Genomic DNA, 20963 nt, shown 5'->3' on the forward strand with positions numbered 1-20963 from the left:
ATTTATGTTAAGTTGAGAGTAAATGTAAAAGTGCTTCCTAGGCCACATTGACTTTCGACCGTTATTTCCCCACCCAGCTGATGAGCTAACTCACGCGCAATAGCAAGACCCAGACCATGCCCGCCTGTCTTCATATTACGAGATGTTTCCACACGATAAAGGCGTTTGAAAATCTTATCCAAATCCTCAGGAGCAATACCTTGTCCTTCATCTTTTACACTTATTGTCAAGATTTGCCCAGTTAATTGAGCCACGACCTCAATTTTAGTTCCAGGGTCTGAATACTTAAAGGCATTATTTAGCAAGTTGACCAAGATACGGGAAAGTTTATCGTAATGGCTCTTAATTTTCGCTGACTCAGGAGACACTTGAATGTAGATGTCTCGCTCCTCTTGCTCAATCAATAGTTGAAATTCACTCATGACCTCAATCAATAGCTGGTCTAGAAAGACTATTTCAGCTTCTCCATCTGATTCTATTCGAGGCTGGGCATTAAGAGTCAAAACATCCAATTCTTCCACCAGTTTATTCAAACGCTCTGTCTGACGGCTAATCGTGGTCAAGTAATGAATCTGCTCCTCTTCTTCGATCACTCCATCTAAAATCCCCTCCACAGTCGCCTGAATAGAGGTAATGGGAGTTTTAATATCGTGAGAAAGCTGGGCAATCATCATCCCCTTTTCTCGCTCACTTTCATCAAGCGATTCAAACGTTTCTTGCAAATTATGCGACATATCGTTAAAAGCCTGACCTAACTCTTGAAATTCGATAGGGCCCTTGGCGTCAATCTCTGTACTAAAATCCTTGTCAGCTATATTCTGAGCCTGTTTTTTCAGATGCCGAAGGGAAGAAAATACTGGCGATAAAAGAAAGAGACTGGCTGCCGCTCCTATAAAACTAGCAATCAAGGTCATTCCAACTAGGAAATAAATCTCACTTTTTACAATCAACATTCGCTGGACTGCCCAGAAAACGAGTAAAATCGTTAGTAGGCTAGAAATTAGGTACCCCACCAGAATGTAACTTTTTAATTTCATTTTATACCTCGTGCTCCTTCCATTTTATACCCCAGACCCCAGACAGTTTTGACGGCAGGAGTGTCTGAACTGGCATACTTGGTCAATTCCTGTCTCAGAGCATGTATATGAACATTAAGGGTATTGGTATCATCTACGAAGTCTTCCTGCCACACCTTTTCGTACAGCTCCGTCTTTGAAAAAACTCTCTCAGGATTACTAGCTAAAATCCAGAGCAGTTCAAAGGATTTCACTGTTAATTCCAAAAAATGCTCTCCGATGCGAGCCTCATGAATCACATGATTCATCACCAAATCACCGAGCTCAATTTGTTCGATCTCGCCTCCACGATGAAGTCGGCGCAAAATATTATTGACTCTTAGCACCAGCTCACGCGGACTAAAAGGTTTGGCTATAAAATCATCTGCTCCTAAGCTCAAACCGTAAATTTTGTCTTGATCGCTAGTCTTAGCCGTTGTAAAAAGAAAAGGCTGATCAGGTGCTATATACTGAACCTCACTGATAAAGTCATAACCGTCCATATTCGGCATCATGATGTCCGTGATGATCAGGTCAACAGATTTCTTTCTGAAAAGATCCAACCCCTCCACGCCATCTCGAGCCACTAAAACATGGTAGCCTTCCTGCATAAGATAGCGCTTTTGAATATCTAGAATATCCATCTCATCATCAACGAGTAAAATTGTCTTTCCCATTTGCCAATCTCCTGATAAAAACAGTGTTATACTGGCTTTAGTATAACACTATTTTTAGTAATTTTTAAATGATTTGAACCTTAATCTTTTTGTTTTTCTTTCAAACCTAGAAGGCTAAGAATTCCTGCCAAAGCTAGTCCTAAGAAACCAATGGTAGCTGTAGCTGTTTGAGCTTCACCAGTTGTGGGTAACGTAGGCTTATCATTTTTTTTCATCGTATCTGCCATCGGCTTAGAAGTTGGGTGTTCCCCCTTCACATCAGTCATGCGATGATCTACTTCCTTCGTACCCTCAGCTGTACTCATAGAATCTGTTGCAGAAGGCTTCTTATTCATCTGGTCTTCTTGAGATGGTGTTGTAGAAGGTTTTATATTCATTTGACCTTCTTGAGATGGTGTTGTAGAAGGTTTCATATTCATTTGACCTTCTTGAGATGGTATTGTAGCCATTTCTTTTCCACGAAGCTGAATCGTTACTTGACGAGTCGCGATAAGATTTGTCAAATCTGGTTTTCCATCTTTAGCACCATAGACTTTAACAGTCGCTTGGTAAGCATATGTGCCATTAGCGCGAAGTTGGTCGAGAAGGGCTTGCCCGTCTTTACCTGTAGTATTGCCGTTCAAATCCACTTCGTAGAAGTATTGACCTTTCGCCAAGCCTTCAAGTGGCAAGAGAGCTGGATTTTTAGCTGTTCCATTGTCTGACCATGGGGCTTTGTCTGAGGCTTTTAACAAGAGGCGAGTCAACATACCATCTCCACCGAAAGCTTCATACGGAATGACTTGATTAACACCTGCCAAGAATGGACCGGGAACGTTCGCTTTTTCTAAATAGCTGGCCGGAACGTCGATATGGTCTTTAATATTTTTAGTGACTGAATCTTTGACTGCTTCTTTTGAAATAAGGCCATTCATGTCAACCGTCACATTTTTTGTCGCAACAAGATTGCTTAAATCTGCTTTTCCATCTTTGGCACCATAGACCTTGACAGTCGCTTGGTAACTGTGAGTTCCATTAGCACGAAGTTGGTCAAGAAGGGCTTGCCCGTCTTTACCTGTAGTATTGCCGTTCAAATCCACTTCGTAGAAGTATTGACCTTTGGCCAAGCCTTCAAGTGGCAAGAGAGCTGGATTGTTAGCTGTTCCATTGTCTGACCAAGGTGCCTTGTCAGAAGATTTGAGCAAGAGACGCGTCAACATACCATCTCCACCGAAAGCTTCATACGGGATGACTTGGTTAACACCAGCCAAGAATGGACCAGGAACATTTGCTTTTTCTAGGTAGCTGGCTGGAACGTCGATATGGTCTTTGATATTTTTAGTGACTGAATCTTTGACTGCTTCTTTTGAAATAAGACCATTCATGTCAACCGTCACATTTTTTGTAGCTACGAGATTGGTTAAATCTGCTTTTCCATCTTTAGCACCATAGACTTTGACAGTAGCTTGATAACTGTGAGTTCCGTTAGCACGAAGTTGGTCGAGAAGAGCTTGTCCGTCTTTACCTGTAGTATTGCCGTTCAAATCCACTTCGTAGAAGTATTGACCTTTCGCCAAGCCTTCAAGTGGCAAGAGGGCTGGATTGTTAGCTGTTCCATTGTCTGACCAAGGTGCCTTGTCAGAAGATTTGAGCAAGAGGCGCGTCAACATGCCGTCGCCACCGAAAGCTTCATACGGGATGACTTGGTTAACACCCGCCAAGAATGGACCGGGAACATTCGCTTTTTCTAGGTAACTAGCTGGGACATCTACTGTATCTTTAGTATTCTCAGCAACACCTTTTTTAACTTCGTCTGGAGTTGTTACTGATTGAGGAGTAGTCGCTTCACGGTCTTGTTTTGAAACTGCATCAGGAGTTGCCACTGGCTTAGCTTCTTCTTCTTTTGGTTTGTTAACTTCCGACATAACCTTTTCTTCTTTTGGTTCGTTAACTTCCGACATAGCCTCTTCTTCTTTTGGTTTTGCAACTTCTTCCTTAGGAGCTAGGCTAGACTTGTCTGTAGAATTAGTCTCATCGACCACTTCCTTTGGAGCTGACTGATTTTCAGGAAGAGTTGAATCCACTCCTTCTTTTAAAACTGTCTCTGGCAACTCATTCTTTTCTAGTGATGATGAATCTGTTTGAAGAACTTCAGTCGGAGTCGTAGTGAGAACATCCGCATGTACGGTATTTGGTTGACCAACTAGCAAAAAGAAACCACTGGCAACTACAACGGAAGCCACACCTACGCTTAAACGGCGGATTGACCAGCGAGTATACTTTTGATTTGGATTGAATTTCATAAGATTCTCCTTTAGGTTTGTTTTTTGATAACTTTAGTATAATCTCCTAAGATTAAATGGGGATAAGAAAGAATTAAAATTTTTCTTAAATCTATCTTATAAAATCCTTATATTGTCTTATTCTTCATAAGAAACAACTTGAGTTTCTTCACCAAACATTCCCAGTCTTAAACTTAAATCACCTACTACAATTGACAATGAGTCAAAAAAATCCACCACACTGTGGTGAATTTTCTTCTTATGCTTCAAATTCAAATGCTTCACTTTTTTGCTTGTTTGGCAAAAGGAGTGAGAGCAAGATTCCAACCAGCGCCGGCAGCAACCAAGGCAGAGAAGCTTGAGCAAATGGCAGAGCATTAACCAGATTGAGAATGGCAGTTAGCTTGAATTGTCGTCCCAAAATGCTAGCAAAAGCAATCAGCGTCACTACTGCGATGGTCAACTGCATACCTGGTTTAGAAAGTGGCAAAAAGCGATTAACCATGACAATCATCACAATCGTAATGGTAATAGGATAAAGAATTTCCAGAGCTGGAACTGAATACTGAATAATAGCATTCAAACCAAGATTTGCAATAGCAAAACCAACTAGCGTAAAAATGGTCGCATACACCTTATAAGATACTTTCGGGAAAGTATTATGGAAAAATTCGCCAGTTGAGACGATAAGTCCAGCTGTTGTTGTAAAACAGGTCACCGTTACCATAATCGCTAGGAAAATTTGAGCCATCGGCCCAAAGATAGCCTGAGTTGCAGAAGACAAAACAGAAGCCCCTACATTTGCTCCTTTCGGCAAATTCGCTAGATTAAGTGGGAAGTGATTTCCAAGAAAGGCAAGACCAATATAAAGAACGCTAAAGCCTAGCGCCACAAGGATACCCACGATCCAAATGGTAGAAATGTATTCTTTTTTATTCTTGAAACCGAGCTGGTTGAGTGTCGTCACGGCAACCACACTAAAGGCAACTGAAGCTAAGGCATCCAGAGTATTGTAACCTTGAAGAAATCCTGCTCCGAAAGCTGAAGCAGCATATTCCGCTGTTGCTCCTTGAGGAGCAGTGGAACCATATTTGGCAGCTCCTAATACAACTAAAACTACAATCAATAAGGCAAAGATTGGCGTTAAATAACGACCAATACTATCAAGGATTTTCGATGGATTAAGTGCAATCAGATAGGCAAAGGCAAAATAAACCAGCGTAAACCCAAAAAGCCAAATGGCATGAGAACCTGCAGGCAACATGGGCTCAATCCCGACAGAAAATGCAGTGGTCGCCGTCCGAGGAATGGCAAAAAAGGGACCAATTGCAAGATAAAGGGCTACCAAGTAAACTACCGCAAACCAAGGGGCAATCTTTTTCGAAATTTCATCAATATAGCCCTTGGGATTTAAAGTACCTATAATCAAGGTTAGAATAGCAATACCAACACCCGATAGGACAAAACCTCCAATAGCTGGCCAGAAATTTTGACCAGATTCCAAACCCAATTGAGGTGGAAAAATCAGGTTACCGGCTCCGAAAAACATTCCAAATAAAAGCAAACCGGTCAAGGATCCTTTTTTAATCATCGTCATCTCCAGTCTTTTTAAGATTTTTCCATTATACCGATAAACACCACTCATTGCAAGGATTTTGAAATAAAAATTGCCTTTTCTTAACCCAATAAAATCACGAAATTTAATTCGATTTATTACAAATTACTCTTATTTGTTTTCGATTTATATCATATGCATAATTCCTTTTTTATTAGATGGACTTATGCTATACTAGTTATAAGTTCATTTGCGAGGTTTTAATATGTTACTTCATCTAATCTGGCTCATTCCTGCTGCTATCTTTACTTTTTTAGTCTATCGGGAACCTAGAAGTTTATTCAATGCTTATCTCCTGACCTTCACTCTTATAATGATGGGCATTGTTTTAGCTGGGCTTACGATTGTTAGTCTTGAGCGATTTATTGGTTATACACCAGCTATGATTAGCTTTTATATCCTGCTTTTAGCAATTCCTATTAGTATTTTCGCTTCTACTGCCTATTTGATTTTTAATGGTCGCCAAATGCTACAGCTAGAGGGGCTCAGATTAGCCAATCTACTATCGCTTCTCTACGGCCTAGCAATCGTGGGACTTGCTTTACTGCATTTTCTTGCCCCTCGGTCATTTCTTGCAATTTTGATTTCCTTCGCTGATTTACTACTATTTTACGGAACCTTTCTCTATCTTTCCTATATCATCTACGCATTCTTTTTAAATATTTTTCCAGTTAAGAAAGAGCCTCAGACTATTATTATCCTCGGTGCAGGATTGTTTGGAGACAAGGTGCCTCCCCTGCTGGCTCAGCGCTTGGATAAAGGGATAGCCATCTATGAGAAATTTAATCGGAAGCCAGTCATCATTGTCTCTGGCGGTCAGGGAGACGACGAGTGGATTTCCGAAGCAGAGGCTATGGCAGGTTATTTGATGGAAAAAGGAGTCCCAGCTGACAGTATTTTCCTCGAAAATAAATCTCGCACTACGCTTGAAAATCTCATATTCAGTAAAGAGCTTATGCTATCACAAGGACTGGAGCAAGATCGAGTTCTCCTAGTCACAAATTCTTTCCACGCGCTACGTGCGGGGATCTATATGAGACAAGTAGGTCTCAAAGGCCGCAGTATCGGTTCTCGCACGGCCTTCTATTTTCTTCCTTCTGCATGGATCCGAGAAACCGCTGGCTTAATCCGTATCTACTGGAAATGGCATGCGTTTATCATCGGAATTCTACTGCTTCCCTTCCTTTTCTCCTTATTCCACGCATATTTTTCATTGTGAAAAGCCCTTGAAAAAGGTATAATGATGGTAAGAAAAAAATGGAGGTCCGTCAAAGATGAAATTTACCATTGATAAAAGTTTAGCAGAACTTGGCATCACAAGCGTCGTCCTTGGCATTGCTAGAAACGTCGATCCCCAAGCACCTTTATCAGAAGCCTTTCTCCAAAAACAGAAGGAAGCAGAAAACTGGGCCTTGAACTGCAATCTAGCAGAAATCACTGACCATCCGACTATCCAAGGCTACTGTGATTTGCTGAAAAAAGTAGGGCGCAGTGTTAAAAAGAACCCGCCAACAGTGCCAGCTCTGATCTGCAATATCCAACACCGCGGCTCCATTCCAAGGATCAACAGCATCATTGATATCTATAATGTAGAATCCTTGCATTCTCTTCTAGCTATCGGTGGGCATGACCTCGATAAAATCAGTGATGAGATTGAATTTACTGTCAGTCAGAAGGATGATATTTTCCTCCCTATCTTATCCAAGGAAAAGCACGTGGCTCCGACCGACTATGTCTATCGAGATGGAAAAGGCATCCTTGCTTGGCTTGATGTTCGTGACAGTGACCTTTATAAATTTGATGATAGCACCAAAAATGCCATTTTCATTATCCAAGGAAATGCCCATACATCTATTCAAATGCGTCTAGAAGCGCTTGAACGCATCCACCAGGATTTAACAGCAGCCATGCCAAATCTCGAATTTGAAACCCATGTCATTCAAGTAGAAGATCTTTAAGCAACTTTTCACTCGACAAGTTTTTGAAGTAAAATTCCATCAATTATAAATCAAAAAGGAAACTCAGCTGAGTTTCCTCTTTTTGTATGTCTAGGCTTCTTTCTTATCCGAAAATTGGCTCATATACAAGTCATGATAGAAGCCCTTGTCAGCCAGCAGTGATTCATGATTGCCCTGCTCGATGATTTGTCCATCCTTGAGCACCAAAATCTTGTCCGCTTCTTGGATAGTGGACAAGCGGTGAGCAATAACAAAGCTCGTCCGCCCCTGCATCAGAGTTTTCATGGCCTTCTGAATCAACAGTTCCAAACGAGTATCCACTGAGGATGTCGCCTCATCCAAAATCAGAATCTTAGGATCGGCCAAGAGAGCCCGTGCGATCGTCAGAAGTTGTTTTTGACCCAGCGAAATATTGCTAGACTCCTGATTCATTTCCATATTGTAGCCACCCGGCAAGGTACGAATAAAGTGATCCACATTGGCTGATTTGGCTGCTTCCACAATCTCCTCATCGGTAGCATCAAGGTTACCAAAGCGGAGATTTTCCTTGATAGTCCCTTCATAAAGCCAAGCGTCCTGCAGAACCATACCAAATTGCTTGCGGTAGTCTTGACGGGACAGCTGACGAATATCGTGGCCGTCCACGCTGATAGAGCCCTTGGTCACATCGTAGAAACGCATGAGAAGATTGATCAAGGTCGTCTTACCAGCTCCAGTCGGCCCAACAATAGCCACCATTTCACCTGGCTGGACTTCCAGATTAAAGTTGCGAATCAGCGGCTTGTCTGCCACATATTGGAAATCCACATCTTTGAAGCTGACTTGACCAGTCAAGTCCTTGTCTAGCTGGACGGTATTATCCATGACTTCATCTGGCTCATCCAAAATTTGGAAAATCCGATCCAGCGAAGACTTGGCACTCTGGAGCTGTCCTGCCAGCTGGGTGAGGTTTTGAATAGGCTGATTGACCTGCCAGACGTACTGGACAAAGGCCTGCATATTCCCGATGGTCAGCTGACCAGCAATAACCTGTAAACCACCAACCAGAGCCACAATGAGATAAGTCAAATCTGAAATCCCATTGAGGACGGGCATCATGAGCCCCGAGATAAAGCTAGCTTTAAAGCCGACTTCCTGTAGATTTTGAGTAATGGCTCGAAAATCCTCAGCCGAGGTCTCTTCCCGACCGTAAAGTTTGAGCACATTGAAGCCTGACAGATTTTCTTGAACAAAGCCATTCATAGCACCCAAAACATCTGCCTGTTGCTTAAAATAGGGCTGAGATTTTTTAAGAATAAATCTAGCTCCCAAATAAGTCAGAGGAATGCTGACGATAACGATCAAGGCCAGCTGGATATTCAGATAAAGAACCATTCCGATGACCAAAATCAGGGTCATAACGGCATTGACCACCTGCAAAAAGCTTTGTTGGAGAGCATTTGAAACAGTCTCCACATCGCTGGTGAAGCGCCCAATCAGATCACCGAACTGGTGCTTGTCAAAGTAGGAAACAGGAATTCGATTGATTTTATGACTGAGCTCATTGCGCATATCGCGAACGGTGCTCTGCACAGCATTGGTCATAAAATAGTTAGAGAAATAAGCACTAATCTCATAGATGAGGGCACGAATAAAGTAAAGCAGCATAATCCAAGCCACATAGCTGCTATTGATGGCTGCACCGGGTACTCCCTTGGCCATATCCAGCAGATTTTGTGTCAGCTCTGTGATAGCAAGCCCTAGGACAAAAGGCTCTAGGACACTCATGACCACACTGACAATCTTGAGGAAGACTGCAAGAAGCACGGCAGCTTTATAGACTTTTAGATAGCCCCATAAACGGACAAAACTATTTTCTTTCATCTCTTCCTCCTATTCTTCTGTTAATGATTGGCTGTTGAGCTGGGAATTGGCAATTTCACGATAGATGGCATTATTTTCCATCAGCTCCTCGTGCCGGCCTCGACCCACGATCTCACCCTTGTCTAAGACAATGATTTGATCCGCATCCATAATAGTTCCGACCCGCTGAGCCACGATAAGAACCGTTGCATTCTGCGTCACTTCCTTGAGTCGGCGGCGCAAAGTCGCATCTGTCTTGTAGTCCAGGGCCGAGAAGGAATCATCAAAGATATAAATATCTGGCTCCTTAACAACCGCACGCGCAATAGACAGACGTTGCTTTTGACCACCAGAAAGATTGCTGCCACCTTCAGCCAAATGCGTCTCGAAGCGCTCTTCTCTGCTCTCGATAAAATCCCGAGCTTGAGCCACATCTGCTGCTTGATTGAGCTCCTCAGAGCTAGCATCTTCCTTACCATAGCGGATATTTTCAGCGATCGTCCCGGTAAATAGCAGAGCTTTCTGCGGAATAAAGCCAATCTTCTGACGGAGGGCCTTTAGATTATAGGCTCGGACATCCACACCATCCACCAAAATCTTGCCCAAGGTCACATCATAGAAACGCGGAATCAACTGAACCAAGGAAGACTTCCCAGAGCCTGTTGAGCCGATAAAGGCGATCGTTTCCCCCGGCTTGGCCTTGAAGGAAATATTATGTAGGACAGGATTTTCCGTCTCACCTGGATAGGCAAAGGTTACATTGTCAAATTCCAGATAGCCACGAGTCGCAGTTTCCGTGATCCCATTCTCATTTGGATCGATGGAAATCGGCATATCCATGACTTCCTTCAGCCGCTCGCTAGAAACCGCCGTCCGTGGATACATAGTAAAGAGACTGGACAGGAGCAGGAAGGACAGAAGGGCATGAAAACTGTACTCGATAAAGGCAACCAAATCCCCGATTTTCAGCTCGCCGCTGCCCAATGGCTTAAGAGCAAACCAGACAATGGCCACAATCATAGCAATGATAATCTGCACAAAGAGAGGCTCCGTCAAACCCGTCAGCTTAAATAGACGGTTGGAATTCTCCGCATAGATTTCATTCTCATTAGCAAAGCGCTCTTCCTGAAATTCCTCACGGGCAAAGGCTCGAATGACCCGCAGACCGGTCAGATTTTCCCGAGCATACTGGTTGATCTTGTCCAGCGTCTTCTGCTGCTTTTCAGACAGGGGTCGCGTCTTGACTGCCACATACCAGACTACGATTGCCAAAAAAGGCACTGAAATCGCCACAATCCAAGCCATGGACGGACTGGTCAGGAAAATCATAAGGATGGACGACAGCATCATGATAGGCGTGATAGCTCCCATCTTGAGCGTTTGCTCAGCAAACTGCATAAGGACAAAGGCATCACTGGTAATCCGCGTCACTAGCGAAGAAACGCCAATCTGCTCGTACTCATGATGGGAATACTCCTGCAGCTTGTCATAGAGATCATTCCGCATATCCCGCACCGTGCTGGTCGTTAGTTTCCCAGCGGCATAGGAAAGGACGATCCGCCCCAAAATCCCAAGGATAATAACCAGCAGCATGATAAAGCCCCAGAAATACAGGCGTTCCTGATCGCCCTGGTTAATTCCTTCGTCAATCATGCGCGCCAAAACCGTTGGCAGCCCTAGATTGACCACTACAAAAAAGATGGCCGACACAAAATCTAGCACCAACCACTTGGGGTAGCGTTTCAAATAAGACCAAATGTAAAGCATAATCCCTCCATTTTCTATAACAATAAAAAAGCACTGAAGAGTACTTTTAGACAGAAAAGAGCGCGCAAATGCACGCCTTATTAAAAATATTATAGCAGAAATATGAAAGAGCGTAAAGACTTGTCAGGATATCTTTTCTTCGATTTTGTATTATATTTTAAGAATACATTATTTAATACAAATTGTTACAACTTGAATAATTACAAAAAAACCAAGTCGAAAGACTCGGTTTTTTTAAAATTGGATACTATATTACTTAAGAGTAACAGTTACACAATGCCTATAAACGCTGATATAATCAGTTTTTTCTTATCCTTAGTTAGTTTAGTGGGGTCTTGGTGGGGTTTGACGATACCCCAAATTTATAAAGGGCTTGAGTTATCTCTCTTCCACCAGTCGCTTTTTGACTATCATACAAATGGGAATAGGTGTTAAGCGTTGTTGCCTTATCAACTCTTCCAGAGCGTTGCGACACATAAAGAACATCTTTCCCTAATACATTTATCAAAAAACTATCGTGGGAGTGTCGTAATCCTTTTCCAGTAATTACTTCAACTCCTGCCTTTTTCGCTTGTCTTTTTAGAATACGACTTAGTGTGCATTTGCTTAACGGTTTGCCAAATCGTGCAAGAATATAAGTGTTATCGCCATTTTCTACTTGCACCTTTCTCCACCGTTGTAACACTTCAACTGTTTCATCATCAAGCTCAATCCACCTAAAACCCGCTTCTGTCTTCGTTTGATTTTTACGAGTATAAACACCTTTACCTTCATACTCTAGTGTACTCTGAACATGGAGCAATTTTCTATCAAAATCAATATCAGACCATATCAAACTTAGCCCCTCAGATACTCGAAGACCCGTGAAGAAATAAAGCCAAATCGCTGTAAATCTATGCAGTTCTTCGTAATCTGTTAAGTCAAAGGTTGCAATAACTTTTCTAAAATCGTCCAATGTCCAAAATTTTGTATCTGGTCTTGAACCTTTAGGATTATCTAACATCTTACACGGAAATTCTTCAATGATTTGCAGACGTTCAGCATAACCCAAACATTGCTTAAAGCGAATCCACACACCTTTAGCATAATTGGGGGAGTATGTATCAATCAAATGTACTCTGAATTGCTCACAATCCCTAACGGTTATAGCTGATAACCTCTTTTGTCCGAAAACTTCAATAAACATTTTATGATGAGTTAGAGCCGTTTTGTAAGTCACCGATTGGACTGTTTGCCTGTAATAAGGAAGATAAATTTCTTCCATATAATCAGCAAAGGTCATATAATCTCCGTTCCTATTTTGAGACATTTGAAATTCTGCTCTTACTCGACACAATTCATCATAAGCTTGCTTTTCACTCTTAAACGGATTTCCAAACTGGTCTTTATAGCTTTTCTTGCGTTGTCGCTTGCCAGTTAAGTCGTTAGCCTTAAACTCTGTTTGATAGTAAATTCTTCCTTGTTTATCACGAGATACACCACGATATTTTTTACCTACCATTTTCAGTTCCTTTCTATTCATCAAAAGGTAACTGAAAACCTAGCAAATCTTCTACGATATAAGTCGGAGCAAGGTCAAGTCTTGAATTATCAAAGGGCGATTTTCTTAATTCTACCAAATTATCTGAAGAATTTCTAGCATTTTCAAATTTTGCTACTGCTATCGCCTTAGCCTTTCTTATAATATCCCTTGCTGTGTGTTTTGGAAAACCAAGTTCCATAATATCCTTATGATTAACTGTCTTCATAATCTTAACCTTTCTATGATATAATGGAATTACCAAAAGGTATTCCATATCTTTTGTTATTCATTTGGCTTGTCGGTTGCTCCGCTAAAAGTATCTGACAAGCTTTTTACTTTGTCGTAAAACTCTGTAGTATATTCTTTTATTCCATAGGGTGTTTCATGTGTTGTTGTCTTAGAAAAATTGGGTGGCCTATAAATTTTAAAAGCTTTCAGCAATTCTCCTTTGGTTGCTGTTATTTCTAAGGGTTTCTCTATTCCTCTACTAGTTCGATAGATTCTAATCCCTTTAGGATACATGTATAATCTTGCACCTTTAACAATTGCCTTGCTATTTGAATCATCATTTCCCAGTTGAAGATTTGATAAGTATGATATTAGATAATTTCCAATCTTATCCGCACTTTTCAATCTCTTCGTCTTAGTAAAACCTCTTCCCCACAAGTCTGCAAGAATAGCATTCGGAATCATCAAAATTGAATCATTCTTCATCAATACATGTAAATGCCATCGCCCACTTGCTTGTGGTTCAATTACTGCAATATAATCAATGCGACCATACTTTTTACGAACTCGCCTAATGAAAGCTTTAAAGTCTTTATAAACCTTTTCTGCTTCAGTAACATGCTTTCCATAAGTCAGTGTCACCCAAAGTTGGTTCATACCTCCTTTAAAATTATGAGCCACCAGTCTTCTTAATTTCTTCATCGTTTGTTGAACAGATTTCAAATTATCAGACCGTGTACTATTTGAAGTCTGCATGTCATGAATCTCTCCAGTTTCAAGATTTACATAGCGCCGGCCACTGATAACTTTAATTTTTTGTTTTTGTTGACCATTTGCGGTAGTAATTTCAACTGTATCTCCATAGATATAAGATTTTACAATTTTTGCATTGCTTATTTCAGTCATACAATCCTTATCCTTCTCTAATGTTTGACGCTTATCAAGTTAATAGCAAGCAGAAGCAAGCTTCTGCTTGCGCACATCTTATCAAGCGAAGAAAGACGAACACTCCATTTGCTTTAGCTCTCCGAGCCAAGCATCTCTATTCTTCGCTTTCAAAGATGTTACCCGTATAATAGTCTTCTAGCTCGGCTATAAAATCAAAATCATCATCAAAAAAAGGTGTTTCAAAATAGATAGGCTCAGTTGTTTGACCTGTAATTGAAATGTAGCCACTACCAACACTGACTGAATCATAGTAATTAAAATCAGCAGTATCAAAAATCATTCTATAGCCATCTTTTGACATCTTCCCAAGCGCTACACGGCACCCTAATTGGTCTCGGATTGCCCCATCTAAAATTTCAGCATCTGCCCTTTGCATACTTAACTCAATAAAACAACCTGCTTGACGTCCTTTCATAATGAGAGCGTATAGATATTCCTTAGCTTCTGTAAGTACCTTTTTATCAGCGGTTTTCATAAATGCTGTTACTTCATCAAAAAATATGACAATTGGGGGTAAATCAAAATCAACAAATTTTTTTCCAAAGGCAGTTTTATCTGAAAAATATTGTTCATATCTCTGCTCCATTTGTTCATTCACTAATCGCAATATTTTACAAATTTGAGCATGTGATATACCAATATGAGAATTGGGAAACCCTTCAACATATTGAATCAAACTTAAATCAGCATTTTTAGGGTCACAAATAAATATGTCAGCTTTCATCTTAGCATAAGCTAAGATTTTTGAATTAATAAACATAGTCTTACCAGAACCAGTTGAACCAACAGTCAATCCATGACTTACTTTTGAAATATCATACCTGATTTTTTCTGTCAATTGGACTACCGTATTATTAATGTATTTCTGTCTCTGTGAGTTTGAAAAAATTAGACGGTTATCAGAGCTAAGTTCAAAGACATAATCAGTCTGAAAAGCTTCGTCCTTTGTTCTAATTAGTTTCAATTTAAAAAATGCTTGAAGACCCTCGCCGATTTCAGTGACTAAACTGTCTATTGAATCACCATTTTTATAAGCTCTTATTACTATGCAGTCTTTTTTATCTATCCAATCTAGTTCTAGAGAATCTGTTATCACTTCTTTACCATTGAATGTTTTTTCTGTTTCATATAAATGATTTTTCAAAATGAATTCCTTTAACTTTTTTCGGTTTATATAGACTTTATGTCTATATAAACCGAAAATGTGAAGTAAGGTTAAGATTGCTACGATACTGTAGAAAAAGAGATTATAAGTATTTCCGAAAAAATTAATAAAAATAGGGTTAAAATACTTATAAATTAGAAATAATATGATAGATGAACAAATCATGAATGAGAAGCTTGCCCAAAACGGGTAGCTCCAATTTGCGCTTACTCTTCTCATTTCTTATCTCCCTCAGCATTTGCAGCTATTACATCAGCGTGAATTGATAGTTGATTTTGATACTCTCCAAAAATCGTCGCTTTGACAACATTTACTATCTTACACTCAGTACGCAACGATTCAAATTTTTCAAAATCAGCTAGAGATTTGTTTGCTACAGTTATAACAATTTGCTCTCCTAGATTATTATTAGAATTTTTATAATCTGTTTTATCTTCTAAAATTAACAGTGTTACTTTTACAGCTCCACCTTCAATTTCTTTTGCATTTAAGAAGAATAATTTCTTCTTTTCAAAAAAATCTTGATGTTTAAAAACTAGAAAACTACGTAAATTTTTTAGCATATTATTTTACCTTTCAAAATCGAAGTAAGAAACAGCAATTTCTTACTTTATAGATTTAGAATGATTTGCAACTCATTCTGACAACCATTGAAATTTTGCTGAACTTCAATTCATAAATAGTTTATCAAAGAAAAAATTCATCAATTCTATATTCTTAAAGATTTTGGGATTTTTTGATATAATTAATATATGAAAAATATTTTTGAAGAAAAATTAAGCTCACTACTAAAGATAATTAAATGTGAGGTGGGTATAACTGCAAAACAGATTACAACTGAACTAGGATTTTCTAAAAACACCCTAACAAATTGGAAAAATGGGACAATACCTAAAAAATCTAAACTGATTAAATTTCTTTCATATGTTGAAAGTTTACAAGATAGAATAGGAGATAATGAGGAATTAGAGGATTTTTTGATTTTATTTACACCAGATGATGAGATAGAACAACAGAAGAAATATAATAAAACGAATATACAAAAAAATAAGGAAACTTTTAAATCAAACTTTAATAACTTAATAGACTTTCTTAATAGTGGTCTAAATTTTCACTCATCTATCTATAATATAACTGATTTACAAAAGCAAGAATTAGAATCAAATTTACCAAATAAATATGAAATAGACTCTATCCAAAAATGGTTAGCATCTGAATTGAAAGTTAGTGAATCTCAAATTTCTAATTGGAAAAATGGAAAGACCTTTCCGACTTTAAAGAATCTACAAAAAATTCATAATTTCTGCAACCTTCAAAGTGATACTACCTTTATTTTAGTTGATATTCCCAAAAAAGACTTTCGCCCTCTATTTTTAAAAAGTCTAGAATACGAAAGACACTTAACAGAATTTAAACAGAATTATTTAAAGTTTATAAAAGAACTTATTATAAAATCGCAGCATATTGGTGATTTCAGCTCTGCCATTGAACAAAATCACTGTTTACTAACTAATAAATATAAAGCTCTGGATAATATTCGAGATGAAATTTTTGCTAAAAATATAATTTTTCTAAACAAGGCTTTTAATAAATGTTTAACAAATAATTCTATTTCTTTTATAGAATGGTTATTCCAAAAAATTGCTAAATATAGAAAATTTGATTCACTTTTAAATGAAGAATTTGAAGATGTTAAGGATTTAAAGGACATTGCAGATAAAATTGAGTATGCTTTTAAAATACTAGATAATAATAGAACATCAGAGTTAGAAAAATGGTTAGAATTCTCTTCTTTCCTAAAATTAGTTGTTAAGTACTTAAAACAAGAAGAATTATGCAGTGAAGAAGAAGAAAAAGAAGAAATTAAAAAATATGTAAATGACCATCTAAATATAGAGCATGATAATCTAAACAATTTATTCATTGAGTTACATTTTGAAAATGATTATTATGCTTTTGAACAATTCTTTAAAGAATTCAGGGACTTATTGTTATATAGGGATTATTCTCCTAAATATCTTGAAAATTTAATTCCCACATCCCTATCCCTGGAAACAGACGTTATATCTCAACAATTACAAGCCAATTTTCAACTATTGTCAGATTTTATTGAAAATTACATCATTGGTAATGAAGTCGAATTAAGCTATCTAAATTTAGCAACCCCTTTATTTAAAAAACTACTAAATATAGATAATATTCAAAATTGGAATATTATGCTAAAAACCAAACTAGATTTTTCATTATTAGATGAGTATCAGAAACTGTATGCTGAAATACTTGAATTGTAACGAACAATAAATGTATGAATGAAAATATCACAAAAACAGCTCTATAAATTTATAGAGCTGTTTTAGTAAGTCTTTAATTAGTATAGATAGTTATTTTTTCTGTAAGGTCACTGAACCAAATCCACCACCCCGAACTGTTAACGAATTTCCCGAAACAGAGTAGTATAATTGTGAATCTTCTCTACCTGCAAAATTAAATGTCTTACTTTCCCTATCAATAGTAAATTCTATATTATTTAAAGCAAGATTTAGTGCAGCGTTATCATCGCCAGCCTGAATTTTCACACGCCCCTTGTTCCCGTTAATTGTAATCATCATACTTGCTCCGTCTTCTTTGTAGGTATAAGTCCCATCTAAATCGCTTTTAGATGAGCAGGCAACTAAAAAAATCGCCATCAGCATTGTTACCACAAATACTACTATTTTCTTGAAATTATTCATTCTCTACAGCCACCTTTATTTTATTCTTTATTATCTGAATGTCCTACTTGATAAAAGCTAACATTTTTTGGTTTTTTAACATACGTATCTACCGTTAATTCCATATTATTTTCTGGTTGCTTAGTCACAAAAGATAGAGAAGCAGTACCTACAAATCCCATGAAATTAGTATTACCTACCTTTTTTGTAGCAAGCGGTATTTGATTTGTAGTTAAGTTAAATCTGTCTTCTTTTATCATAAAGTCATCATAAACTTTATTTTCATAAATTAGATTATAAGTTTTAAACTGTAAAACTTCATACTCTGTCTTCTCAAAATCTTCATCAGTGTAAGATTCTAACAAATATTCGTCACCTTTTTTATTGACAAGTCTCTCCTCTAACTGACTTAATTTTTTTAACGCATGAGTTTTATCAGAACCATCTGTTAAAGTCTGCATCTCTAAATTAATTTTAGCTCTTAAAATTGTATAATGTATCTTTGCACTCTCTATTTTTTTCGCTAGATTAATAATCTCTGAATCTGAGGATTTTGCGACTTCAGCAAGTGTCAAAGCATTTATTGATGGCACTTGAATAACACCATCTTGATTTCCATCTTCTGTATCGTATTTCTTTATAACATCTATTAAATTATCCATCGTAATTTTAGTGATGGTATCAGTCTCATTGAAATCATCTAATAAACCTTGCGCGATATTTCCTGAAGAATAAAGATTCCTTCCTAGATAATCTTTTTCATAGTCCTTCGCAGATATTGATGAGAGACTAGTCTCTGTAGACGTATTGTAATAAGTTGTCTTTCTATCTTGTACTAAAAACAATTCCTTCACTTTCCCGTCTTGAGAAACACTATCTACTGCATACCAGATTTGTGCTTCTTTATCACTTTGGTTCAGATATTCACCCAGACCTACTTCTTTCTTTTCTACAACCTTCTTTTCAGTGTTTTCAGTAGTTTTACTTTCTGATTTTTCTTTACTATTTGAACATGCTCCCAACAGCAGAGAAACCGAGAGTAGGGCTAGACTTGCGGTTACTATTTTGTTTTTCATAAAAACTCCTTTTTAAAATCTTTTTCATAATTATACTCAATAAATTGAGTATAGTCAATAGATTGGTTGTGATATTGTCTTTATATAATAAAATTATTATATGCGAGAGTAACTATGGCAATTTCTTACAAACCTTTTTATCAAACATTACTACGAAAAGATGTGAGTGAGTATTATCTCATTAAAATAGAAAAAATATCTGCTAACACACTTTATAGAATGAAGCATGGAGAATCTATTACGACAAAAACCATTGATAGATTATGTGAAATATTGGAGTGCGATGTTGAAGATATAATTGAATACATTAATACTGAGGAATAAAAAAAGAGGAAGTCAACAAAACACTGATTTCCTCTTTTCATTGTTGCAAATTGGTTTACTCCGCAATCTAACCTTTGATGGTTATAAATAAACCCCACCAAGAATAAATCTTAGTGGGGTTTTGGTGGGGAATGAAACTATTTCCCCACTATTTTAATCGCCCTAAGCGACTTGAAAACCTTGATTTACTAGGCTTTCGCAATCAAATTGCGTACCCTTATTATTTAAGAGTAACTGAAGCTCCAGCTTCTTCCAATTTAGCTTTGATTTCTTCAGCTTCTGCAGTTGGAACGCCTTCTTTGATGACACCTGGTGCACCATCAACAAGTTCTTTAGCTTCTTTAAGGCCAAGACCAGTGATTTCACGTACAACTTTGATAACGCCAACTTTTTTGTCACCAGCAGCTGTCAATTCAACGTCAAATGAATCTTTAGCAGCACCAGCGTCAGCAGTACCAGCTGCAGCAACAGCTACAGGAGCAGCTGCAGTTACACCAAATTCTTCTTCGATAGCTTTTACAAGGTCGTTCAATTCAAGGATTGAAGCTTCTTTAATTTCAGCAATAATGTTTTCAATGTTCAATGCCATTGTTATTTCCTCCAAATAAGTTTTTATTTTTATAATAATGTTTTGTAGCTAGGCTACGCTGCGTAGCTTAAGATTAAGCTGCGTCTTCTTTGTTGTCTGCAACTGCTTTGACAGCAAGTGCAACGTTGCGAACTGGCGCTTGAAGTACAGAAAGGAGCATAGAAAGAAGTCCTTCGCGGTTTGGAAGAGTTGCAAGTGCAAGAATCTCTTCTTTTGATGCGACAGCGCCTTCAATAGCACCACCTTTGATTTCAAGTGCTTCTGCATTCTTAGCAAAATCGTTCAAGATTTTCGCTGGTGCGATAACATCTTCGTTAGAAAATGCTACTGCAGATGGTCCAACAAATACTGATGCAAGATCTTCAAGACCAGCTTTTTCAGCTGCACGACGTAAGATTGAGTTTTTAATTACTTTGTACTCAACTTCGCTTCCACGAAGCTCACGACGAAGAACAGTATCTTGCTCAACTGTCAAACCACGAGCGTCCACAACAACGATTGATGCAGCAGCTTTCATTTTCTCAGCTACTACGTCAACTAATTCTGCTTTTTTAGCAATAATTGCTTCACTCATTTAGTGTTTCACCTCCGTAATTATTTTGCTTGGGGAATTTTCTAAAAGAAAAACGCGCCCAAACCTAGACACGAAAGTACAATACGCTTCTTTTATATGATACGTTTTGTCCTCGGTAGGATTTTTATGAGTCGAGCTCCCCTACTGTCTTAGGCAGTTTTTTCAAACCATTGATAATTATAGCAAAAGAAAAAAAGATTGCAAGCTTTTTGTGCAATCTTTTACTTTTTTTATGCATTTTTAGGAAAAGTCTTGTCAAGCAAGGCTTTACTAGCATCGTCAGTAGGCACCCAACCATCAGTGAAAACTCGGTCTTTTATCCAAAGACGATTATAGAAAAAGGCCCAAAACAAGTTGTAGGCAGTTCCTACAGGTCTCAAGAAATCATCTGGGATAAGAAGTGTTGCAATCACAGCAAATACAAACAGTGATCCAAGCATGATCCCAAAGTATTTCCAGTCTTTACGAAAAAGAGGAACGAAAAAGTTAAATAGCAAGGTTGTAATAGAGTACATAGGTGACAAAGTTTTAACATTGCTACCATCTGGTGCTTGAATAGTAAGTTTATTCATCAAGATCTCCTTAAATATAAAAATATTAATAAAGTTTAACAAAATTTTATATGTTTGTCAATTTAGGCAGATCTAGACG

At 38.2% G+C, this 20963-nt stretch carries 20 protein-coding genes and 1 other annotated feature; of the genes, 4 read left to right on the forward strand and 16 right to left on the reverse strand.

Annotated elements, in window-relative coordinates:
* Nucleotides 1–2: 2 nt before the first annotated feature.
* The 4 genes from HMPREF9960_RS04165 to brnQ all read right to left on the reverse strand — a co-directional run bounded on the left by HMPREF9960_RS04165 (nt 3) and on the right by brnQ (nt 5584).
* Nucleotides 3–1037 (reverse strand): HAMP domain-containing sensor histidine kinase, encoded by a 1035-nt coding sequence (locus HMPREF9960_RS04165; protein WP_005589793.1) that lies wholly within the window; start codon nt 1035–1037, stop codon nt 3–5.
* The gene (locus HMPREF9960_RS04170; RefSeq protein ID WP_005589792.1) at nt 1034–1732 is read right to left on the reverse strand and encodes a response regulator transcription factor; all 699 of its coding nucleotides are present in this window, start codon (nt 1730–1732) and stop codon (nt 1034–1036) included. Before HMPREF9960_RS04170 ends, HMPREF9960_RS04165 begins: the two co-directional genes overlap by 4 nt.
* A gap of 80 nt (nt 1733–1812) precedes the next feature.
* Nucleotides 1813–4014 (reverse strand): SSURE domain-containing protein, encoded by a 2202-nt coding sequence (locus HMPREF9960_RS04175; RefSeq protein WP_005592244.1) that lies wholly within the window; start codon nt 4012–4014, stop codon nt 1813–1815.
* A 238-nt stretch (nt 4015–4252) separates the two neighbouring features.
* Entirely contained in the window at nt 4253–5584 is a 1332-nt protein-coding gene (gene brnQ, locus HMPREF9960_RS04180) for a branched-chain amino acid transport system II carrier protein (protein WP_005592192.1), read from the reverse strand.
* Nucleotides 5585–5813: 229 nt separating this feature from the next.
* On the opposite strand from brnQ, the gene HMPREF9960_RS04185 reads away from it, so the two are divergent.
* Both HMPREF9960_RS04185 and HMPREF9960_RS04190 read left to right on the forward strand, forming a co-directional pair.
* Nucleotides 5814–6827 (forward strand): YdcF family protein, encoded by a 1014-nt coding sequence (locus tag HMPREF9960_RS04185; protein ID WP_005589786.1) that lies wholly within the window; start codon nt 5814–5816, stop codon nt 6825–6827.
* Between the two features lie 55 nt (nt 6828–6882).
* Complete coding sequence (locus HMPREF9960_RS04190) at nt 6883–7566, forward strand: B3/B4 domain-containing protein (protein WP_005589784.1); 684 nt, start codon at nt 6883–6885, stop codon at nt 7564–7566.
* A gap of 90 nt (nt 7567–7656) precedes the next feature.
* On the opposite strand, the gene HMPREF9960_RS04195 is transcribed toward HMPREF9960_RS04190, so the two are convergent.
* The 7 genes from HMPREF9960_RS04195 to HMPREF9960_RS04225 form a co-directional block, all read right to left on the reverse strand.
* Complete coding sequence (locus HMPREF9960_RS04195; RefSeq protein WP_005589783.1) at nt 7657–9429, reverse strand: ABC transporter ATP-binding protein; 1773 nt, start codon at nt 9427–9429, stop codon at nt 7657–7659.
* Nucleotides 9430–9438: 9 nt separating this feature from the next.
* The gene (locus tag HMPREF9960_RS04200; RefSeq protein ID WP_005589781.1) at nt 9439–11175 is read right to left on the reverse strand and encodes an ABC transporter ATP-binding protein; all 1737 of its coding nucleotides are present in this window, start codon (nt 11173–11175) and stop codon (nt 9439–9441) included.
* Nucleotides 11176–11494: 319 nt separating this feature from the next.
* Nucleotides 11495–12676, reverse strand: a complete 1182-nt coding sequence (locus tag HMPREF9960_RS04205) for a tyrosine-type recombinase/integrase (protein WP_005592196.1) — start codon at nt 12674–12676, stop codon at nt 11495–11497.
* A 13-nt stretch (nt 12677–12689) separates the two neighbouring features.
* Nucleotides 12690–12926, reverse strand: a complete 237-nt coding sequence (locus HMPREF9960_RS04210; protein ID WP_080553380.1) for a DUF3173 family protein — start codon at nt 12924–12926, stop codon at nt 12690–12692.
* A gap of 53 nt (nt 12927–12979) precedes the next feature.
* Nucleotides 12980–13831 carry a rolling circle replication-associated protein gene (locus tag HMPREF9960_RS04215; protein ID WP_005589778.1) on the reverse strand — a complete coding sequence of 284 codons (852 nt, stop codon included), beginning with the start codon at nt 13829–13831 and terminating at the stop codon, nt 12980–12982.
* Nucleotides 13832–13967: 136 nt separating this feature from the next.
* Nucleotides 13968–15017, reverse strand: a complete 1050-nt coding sequence (locus tag HMPREF9960_RS04220) for an FtsK/SpoIIIE domain-containing protein (RefSeq protein ID WP_231913443.1) — start codon at nt 15015–15017, stop codon at nt 13968–13970.
* Nucleotides 15018–15253: 236 nt separating this feature from the next.
* Nucleotides 15254–15601, reverse strand: a complete 348-nt coding sequence (locus HMPREF9960_RS04225; RefSeq protein ID WP_005589775.1) for a hypothetical protein — start codon at nt 15599–15601, stop codon at nt 15254–15256.
* Between the two features lie 189 nt (nt 15602–15790).
* Here HMPREF9960_RS04225 and HMPREF9960_RS04230 point away from each other — a divergent pair, with 189 nt between their 5' ends.
* On the forward strand, nt 15791–17329 hold the full coding sequence (locus tag HMPREF9960_RS04230) for a helix-turn-helix domain-containing protein (RefSeq protein ID WP_005589773.1): 1539 nt from the start codon (nt 15791–15793) through the stop codon (nt 17327–17329).
* Nucleotides 17330–17419: 90 nt separating this feature from the next.
* Here HMPREF9960_RS04230 and HMPREF9960_RS04235 read toward each other — a convergent pair whose 3' ends face one another.
* Both HMPREF9960_RS04235 and HMPREF9960_RS04240 read right to left on the reverse strand, forming a co-directional pair.
* Nucleotides 17420–17770, reverse strand: coding sequence for a hypothetical protein (locus HMPREF9960_RS04235; RefSeq protein WP_005589772.1), 351 nt, complete (start codon nt 17768–17770; stop codon nt 17420–17422).
* Nucleotides 17771–17790: 20 nt separating this feature from the next.
* Nucleotides 17791–18825 carry a hypothetical protein gene (locus tag HMPREF9960_RS04240; protein ID WP_005589771.1) on the reverse strand — a complete coding sequence of 345 codons (1035 nt, stop codon included), beginning with the start codon at nt 18823–18825 and terminating at the stop codon, nt 17791–17793.
* A gap of 114 nt (nt 18826–18939) precedes the next feature.
* On the opposite strand from HMPREF9960_RS04240, the gene HMPREF9960_RS04245 reads away from it, so the two are divergent.
* Nucleotides 18940–19149, forward strand: coding sequence for a helix-turn-helix domain-containing protein (locus HMPREF9960_RS04245; protein WP_005589770.1), 210 nt, complete (start codon nt 18940–18942; stop codon nt 19147–19149).
* A 220-nt stretch (nt 19150–19369) separates the two neighbouring features.
* Here the strand turns inward: HMPREF9960_RS04245 and rplL are convergent, their stop codons facing one another.
* The 3 genes from rplL to HMPREF9960_RS04260 all read right to left on the reverse strand — a co-directional run bounded on the left by rplL (nt 19370) and on the right by HMPREF9960_RS04260 (nt 20884).
* Nucleotides 19370–19738: a 50S ribosomal protein L7/L12 gene (gene rplL, locus HMPREF9960_RS04250; RefSeq protein ID WP_005589769.1), complete on the reverse strand. Its 369-nt coding sequence runs from the start codon at nt 19736–19738 to the stop codon at nt 19370–19372.
* A gap of 73 nt (nt 19739–19811) precedes the next feature.
* Nucleotides 19812–20312: a 50S ribosomal protein L10 gene (gene rplJ / locus HMPREF9960_RS04255; RefSeq protein ID WP_001287273.1), complete on the reverse strand. Its 501-nt coding sequence runs from the start codon at nt 20310–20312 to the stop codon at nt 19812–19814.
* Between the two features lie 37 nt (nt 20313–20349).
* Nucleotides 20350–20484, reverse strand: a sequence feature (ribosomal protein L10 leader region).
* Between the two features lie 58 nt (nt 20485–20542).
* The gene (locus tag HMPREF9960_RS04260) at nt 20543–20884 is read right to left on the reverse strand and encodes a hypothetical protein (protein WP_005589765.1); all 342 of its coding nucleotides are present in this window, start codon (nt 20882–20884) and stop codon (nt 20543–20545) included.
* Nucleotides 20885–20963: the final 79 nt, after the last annotated feature.

Origin of the sequence: Streptococcus cristatus ATCC 51100 (assembly GCF_000222765.1) — a bacterium.
Taxonomy (GTDB): domain Bacteria; phylum Bacillota; class Bacilli; order Lactobacillales; family Streptococcaceae; genus Streptococcus; species Streptococcus cristatus.

Coding starts and splice junctions, on each gene's coding strand:
- HMPREF9960_RS04165 (WP_005589793.1), bottom strand. CDS start 1,037: ATGAAATTAAAAAGTTACATTCTGGTGGGGTACCTAATTTCTAGCCTA.
- HMPREF9960_RS04170 (WP_005589792.1), bottom strand. CDS start 1,732: ATGGGAAAGACAATTTTACTCGTTGATGATGAGATGGATATTCTAGAT.
- HMPREF9960_RS04175 (WP_005592244.1), bottom strand. CDS start 4,014: ATGAAATTCAATCCAAATCAAAAGTATACTCGCTGGTCAATCCGCCGT.
- brnQ (WP_005592192.1), bottom strand. CDS start 5,584: ATGATTAAAAAAGGATCCTTGACCGGTTTGCTTTTATTTGGAATGTTT.
- HMPREF9960_RS04185 (WP_005589786.1), top strand. CDS start 5,814: ATGTTACTTCATCTAATCTGGCTCATTCCTGCTGCTATCTTTACTTTT.
- HMPREF9960_RS04190 (WP_005589784.1), top strand. CDS start 6,883: ATGAAATTTACCATTGATAAAAGTTTAGCAGAACTTGGCATCACAAGC.
- HMPREF9960_RS04195 (WP_005589783.1), bottom strand. CDS start 9,429: ATGAAAGAAAATAGTTTTGTCCGTTTATGGGGCTATCTAAAAGTCTAT.
- HMPREF9960_RS04200 (WP_005589781.1), bottom strand. CDS start 11,175: ATGCTTTACATTTGGTCTTATTTGAAACGCTACCCCAAGTGGTTGGTG.
- HMPREF9960_RS04205 (WP_005592196.1), bottom strand. CDS start 12,676: ATGGTAGGTAAAAAATATCGTGGTGTATCTCGTGATAAACAAGGAAGA.
- HMPREF9960_RS04215 (WP_005589778.1), bottom strand. CDS start 13,831: ATGACTGAAATAAGCAATGCAAAAATTGTAAAATCTTATATCTATGGA.
- HMPREF9960_RS04225 (WP_005589775.1), bottom strand. CDS start 15,601: ATGCTAAAAAATTTACGTAGTTTTCTAGTTTTTAAACATCAAGATTTT.
- HMPREF9960_RS04230 (WP_005589773.1), top strand. CDS start 15,791: ATGAAAAATATTTTTGAAGAAAAATTAAGCTCACTACTAAAGATAATT.
- HMPREF9960_RS04235 (WP_005589772.1), bottom strand. CDS start 17,770: ATGAATAATTTCAAGAAAATAGTAGTATTTGTGGTAACAATGCTGATG.
- HMPREF9960_RS04240 (WP_005589771.1), bottom strand. CDS start 18,825: ATGAAAAACAAAATAGTAACCGCAAGTCTAGCCCTACTCTCGGTTTCT.
- HMPREF9960_RS04245 (WP_005589770.1), top strand. CDS start 18,940: ATGGCAATTTCTTACAAACCTTTTTATCAAACATTACTACGAAAAGAT.
- rplL (WP_005589769.1), bottom strand. CDS start 19,738: ATGGCATTGAACATTGAAAACATTATTGCTGAAATTAAAGAAGCTTCA.
- rplJ (WP_001287273.1), bottom strand. CDS start 20,312: ATGAGTGAAGCAATTATTGCTAAAAAAGCAGAATTAGTTGACGTAGTA.
- HMPREF9960_RS04260 (WP_005589765.1), bottom strand. CDS start 20,884: ATGAATAAACTTACTATTCAAGCACCAGATGGTAGCAATGTTAAAACT.